At 59.5% G+C, this 4,218-nt stretch carries 4 protein-coding genes; 2 read left to right on the top strand and 2 right to left on the bottom strand.

The window, feature by feature from the left end; translation table 11 throughout:
• The coding region (locus AWU74_RS11540; protein ID WP_187150827.1) for a hypothetical protein at positions 1-415 on the top strand (415 nt) is incomplete at its 5' end.
• 391 nt (positions 416-806) lie between these two features.
• Here the strand turns inward: AWU74_RS11540 and AWU74_RS04175 are convergent.
• Together AWU74_RS04175 and AWU74_RS04170 are read right to left on the bottom strand one after the other, a co-directional pair.
• Positions 807-1,553, bottom strand: a complete 747-nt coding sequence (locus AWU74_RS04175; RefSeq protein WP_162504787.1) for a tRNA 2-thiocytidine biosynthesis TtcA family protein — start codon at positions 1,551-1,553, stop codon at positions 807-809.
• On the bottom strand, positions 1,554-2,732 hold the full coding sequence (locus AWU74_RS04170) for a TraB/GumN family protein (RefSeq protein WP_062327946.1): 1,179 nt from the start codon (positions 2,730-2,732) through the stop codon (positions 1,554-1,556).
• Positions 2,733-3,370: 638 nt separating this feature from the next.
• Here AWU74_RS04170 and ispE point away from each other — a divergent pair.
• A partial coding sequence (gene ispE / locus AWU74_RS04160) for a 4-(cytidine 5'-diphospho)-2-C-methyl-D-erythritol kinase (protein WP_162504786.1) occupies positions 3,371-4,218 on the top strand: 848 nt, incomplete at its 3' end.

The following is a 4,218-nucleotide window of genomic DNA, read 5'->3' as shown; positions in this document are numbered from 1 at the left end:
CGTAACAGTAGTCGCGCTGGGAATCGGGGCAGCTCTCTATTCCTGCGGCAGCCCGACAAGTTCTCCAAGCGGGGACGCTAATGTAGGCGGGGCTGCTCGAAATTCATACTATAACCATATTTGGCTAGAAGGGCCGACGGGCAAGACAGAATTTGATGAAAACAGCTTCTGGGGAGCTAATGAATGGGAAGGCTTATTTCATGCTTTCAAAAAAGGTGACGCAAACTATAGTTTTGCTTTCGGACCGGGATATGGTCAAACTAGGTTTGAACGTCATTTGAAATCAGTTGGAATTCCTATTGGAGAACATAAGAGCGCAAGAGACAACACTACTATCGTTGATGTAACAAAGATTATATCAATAGAAGGGTATGAAGTTTCACTTATATGGGGCTGGCGTACTGACTGGAAATAAAGCCGCTGCGGAACGGAACAGCGTTGCCCGAAAGGGCAAGGACCGAGTTTCTTGAGGGAACAGGCGTTCCCCGTAGGGAACGTCCGAGTTCTTTGAAAGAACTCGGCATATAGGGCGGGCTGGTGAACGGCATAGACGCGCAAGAGCGGGGCACACGCCCCGCTCTTTTTTTATGCCCGCCCTAGCAGGTGTCTCGTGCCCGCCCTAGCAGGTGTCTCGTGCCCGCCCGCGCAGGTGTCTCGTGCTCGCCCTAGCAGGTGTCTCGTGCCCGCCCTAGCAGGTGCCTCGTGCCCGCCCAGTAAGGTGTCGGCTTAACTGTAAGGCGCCGGCTTGCTGGACTGTAAGGTGCCGCCTTATAGAGCGGTAAGCTGACCTCTGTACGGGCAAGCGTCTACCGGGTCAGCAGCCCCGCGTCCGAGAGCGCCTTGAACAGGCGGCGTTTTGCCGCGCCGGAATTCGACCACAGCCCCGCAATGCGCCGCCGCACGTCTCGCCGCAGGGAGTTTTGCCCGTAGGGGCAGGTGCACGCCGCCTTCAGTATGCCCTGTTCAGCGGCGCATTCGACCACCTGCCGCTCCTCGGCGTACGCGAGCGGGCGGATAAGGCTCGCCGGATACTTCCGGTACGCAAGCAGCAGCGGCATTGCGGCAAGCTCGCCCTTGTGCAGCAGGTTCATGAAGAAGGTTTCGAGTATGTCGTCAAGGTGGTGTCCCAGCGCAATCTTGTTGAAGCCGTGCCCCGCCGCGTATTTCAGCAGTTCCGTCCGCCGCTGCGTCGAGCACCAGTAGCAGTTCATCTTTTTGCCCGCCTTGAGCCGCCCGACGACCGGCACGAACAGGTCGTGAAACGGAACGCCCCATTCGGCAAGGCGGTCGGCGAGCGCGGCTTTCTTGCAGCACGCGCAGAAGTCGCTCGAAATATGGAGCGCCTCGAGCGCGTAGTCCTTCCTGACCGCCCGCCTTATTGCCGAAAGCGCCCACGCCAGCACCGTCGAATCCTTCCCGCCCGACACCGCGAGCAGTATGCGGTCGCCGTCGGCGGTAAGCCCGCGTTCCAGCACCGCCTTTACCGCGAGCCGCTTGACGGCGAGGCTCGCCCGCGCGCCGACCTGCTTCGCGTCAACAGCCTCTGCCGTCATTCAGTGCAGCAGGCTGGACACGAGCGCGGGCACCGCGATGATGTTTCCGATAGCGCCGCCGAGGGAAGAGGCGAAGAATATGAGCAGCACGCGGAGGAGGCGGTTGCGGTAAAAGCCGCGGAGCGAGGACGCGTCCTCGGCGAGGGTTTCCATATCGCTCACCTTCGGCTTCCGTATCCACGCCTGCACGAACCCGGTAAAGACGCCGACGCTCAGGAACGGGTTCAGCGTGGCGAACGGCGCCGTTACGAAGCCGGTAAGCACCGCGAGGACGTGCCCGCCCGCAAGCAGGGTGCCGAGCGCGGCGAGCGAGCCGTTCCAGAGGAGCCAGCGCGTCAGCAGACCGACGGTCGCGTGCACGCCGCCCGTTACGAAGCCTGCGGCGACCAGCGCGACGAGCAGCGCGGGGACGAGGAGTCCGGCGAGCCTGCCCGCAAGCGTTTTCGGCGGAAGCGCCTCAAGCTCGGACGTATCCGCCGACTCCTGCCCCGCCGAAAGCGCCGTCAAATGCCGCTCCACGCCCGGCAGGTGCCCCGCGCCGAGCACGGCGAGCACCTTGTTCCCGCCGCACTGCCAGATATGGCTCGCAAGGTAGCGGTCCCGCTCGTCGATGAGCACCGTTTTTACCGCGGGCAGGGTCTCCGCCAGCTCTTCCATGAGCGAGTCCATTTCGCTGGAGTTCTTCAGGCTCTCGATATCCGCCGCGGAGACTGCTTCCTTAGAGAACGCGCTTGAGGCGAGCGCCGCGAGCAGCTTCGCTTTGCCCCAGAGCGAATTCCGCGCCCACGCGCGGCGGAGCGTCGTGGTAATCGGGCGGTCAACCATGACGGCGGGAATCCCCGCCGCTTCCGCCGCCTGAATAGCCGCTTTCATATCCTCGCCGGGCTTCACTCCGACGTCCGCGCCCATTCTGCGCTGAAACGACGACAGCACCAGATTCGCCATAAGCACAAAGCCCTGCCCCTTCCTGAGCGCCTGCGCGACGTCGAGGTTCTGCCACGAATCGGGGTTCTTCAGCAGCGCGAGGCGCTGCTCGTCCAGCTCTATCGCCGCGCAGTCGGGCTGTTCGGCGGCGACCGCCGCGCGTGCCTCCGCAATGCTCTCGCGGGAAATATGCGCCGTGCCCAGCAGGACGAACGTCCGCCCGGCGAGCGAAAGGCGCTTTTCGGTTTGACTCATGCACGCTCCGTTTGTGCCGACACCGCGCCTTGGCGGGCATAAAGCCGCTGCCTCGTATTCGGCGCTCCGGCAGCCGGAATAGTAGCGCAACCCCAGCGTATAGGCAACGGCGCAAAGCAGCTCGGCGTAGTCGTCCCCGCACTCGCCTCGGTCACGTGGCGCGTCAAAGGGGTAATCATTCCAGCGGCGCTACGCCACTGAAGGAACCGCGCAGTTACACTTTCTCCGTTCCTCTCAGCGTCCACGATTAGAGCTCTATGTCGCCTGTCGGTTGGATTGTCTTTGTGGAAGGATTGGAGGCGGAAGCGTTCCGTGCGGATAAGGCGTATGACACGAATGCGCTGATAGATATGCTTGAGGAAACGATATAGCAGCAATTATCCCTCCGGTCAAAAGCCGGAAAGAGCAAAGAACATACAGCCGCGAACTGTATCGGTGTCGGCACGTCATTGAAAATGTTTCCCGCGCTCTCAAACGCTGACGAAGAATCGCTGCGCGCTATGCAAAACTCACCGCTTCCCTCATCGCCGCCTTTCATATCAGGTGTTTGTTTTTTATCTATTCTTCCGTCAACACTGCCGCGCGGGGCAATGCGTTTAGTTGACTAAGCCCTGCTGTCTTTATATACTGCTTTCAATATGTCGTATGGTATTCGTTGCGTCGCTCCGGCAAAAATAAATATCGGTTTACGGGTTTTGCGGGGCAGACAGAATGGGTATCATAATATCGAAAGCATATTCCAAACCATTCCGTTTTATGACGAATTTACCGTTGCCTCAATTAGGGGGCGTGGGGTGTGTGAAGTTGCCTGTAACGGGGTGGATTTGCCGGAAAATAACACATTCACGAGGGTATATCGCGGGTTTTGCGAAGAAACCGGCATAGACGCAAGCGTGCGGGTTACCGTGGAAAAACGTATACCGCAGGGAGCGGGACTGGGCGGGGGCTCGTCAGACGCCGCGTCGTTTATTCGGACGCTTAACGCGCTTTTCAAAACAGAACCAGATATCAAACGGTCTACGCGGATTGCAAGCGGGGTCGGTTCCGACGTGTTTTTTTTTCTTTCCTGCGGGGAGGGCGGCGGGTGTGCGCTTGTTACCGGGCGAGGCGAACAGATAAAGCCTATCGCGAGGCGGACAGACCTGTGTTTTGTGGTGGTTTGTCCCGACGTGCAGAGCGGAACAGCAGAAGCTTATCGGCTGGTTGACGAATGGCATGAATCGACGGGCGAGTCGCCCTGCCCCAGTTTAGCCGATTTGGAAGCAATGTATTATCAGCCGGCAAGCGAATGGTCGTTTGTCAACAGTTTTGCAGCGCCGTTGATACAACAATATCCGCTTATCGGCGAAGCGCTCGAAGACCTTGCCAAGGCAGGGGCTGCATTTTCGCAAATGTCTGGTTCGGGCGCGGCGGTGTTCGGTGTTTTTGAATCTGGCGCAGCGGCGGAACAAGCGTTTTTTCAACTGAAAAGCAAGTGGAAGACCGT

The organism is Treponema endosymbiont of Eucomonympha sp., from assembly GCF_001028545.1.
The sequence above is the reverse complement of the archived record's forward strand: the minus strand, read 5'-3'. Positions and strand labels throughout refer to the sequence as shown.

Coding starts and splice junctions, on each gene's coding strand:
- AWU74_RS04175 (WP_162504787.1), bottom strand. CDS start 1,553: ATGACGGCAGAGGCTGTTGACGCGAAGCAGGTCGGCGCGCGGGCGAGC.
- AWU74_RS04170 (WP_062327946.1), bottom strand. CDS start 2,732: ATGAGTCAAACCGAAAAGCGCCTTTCGCTCGCCGGGCGGACGTTCGTC.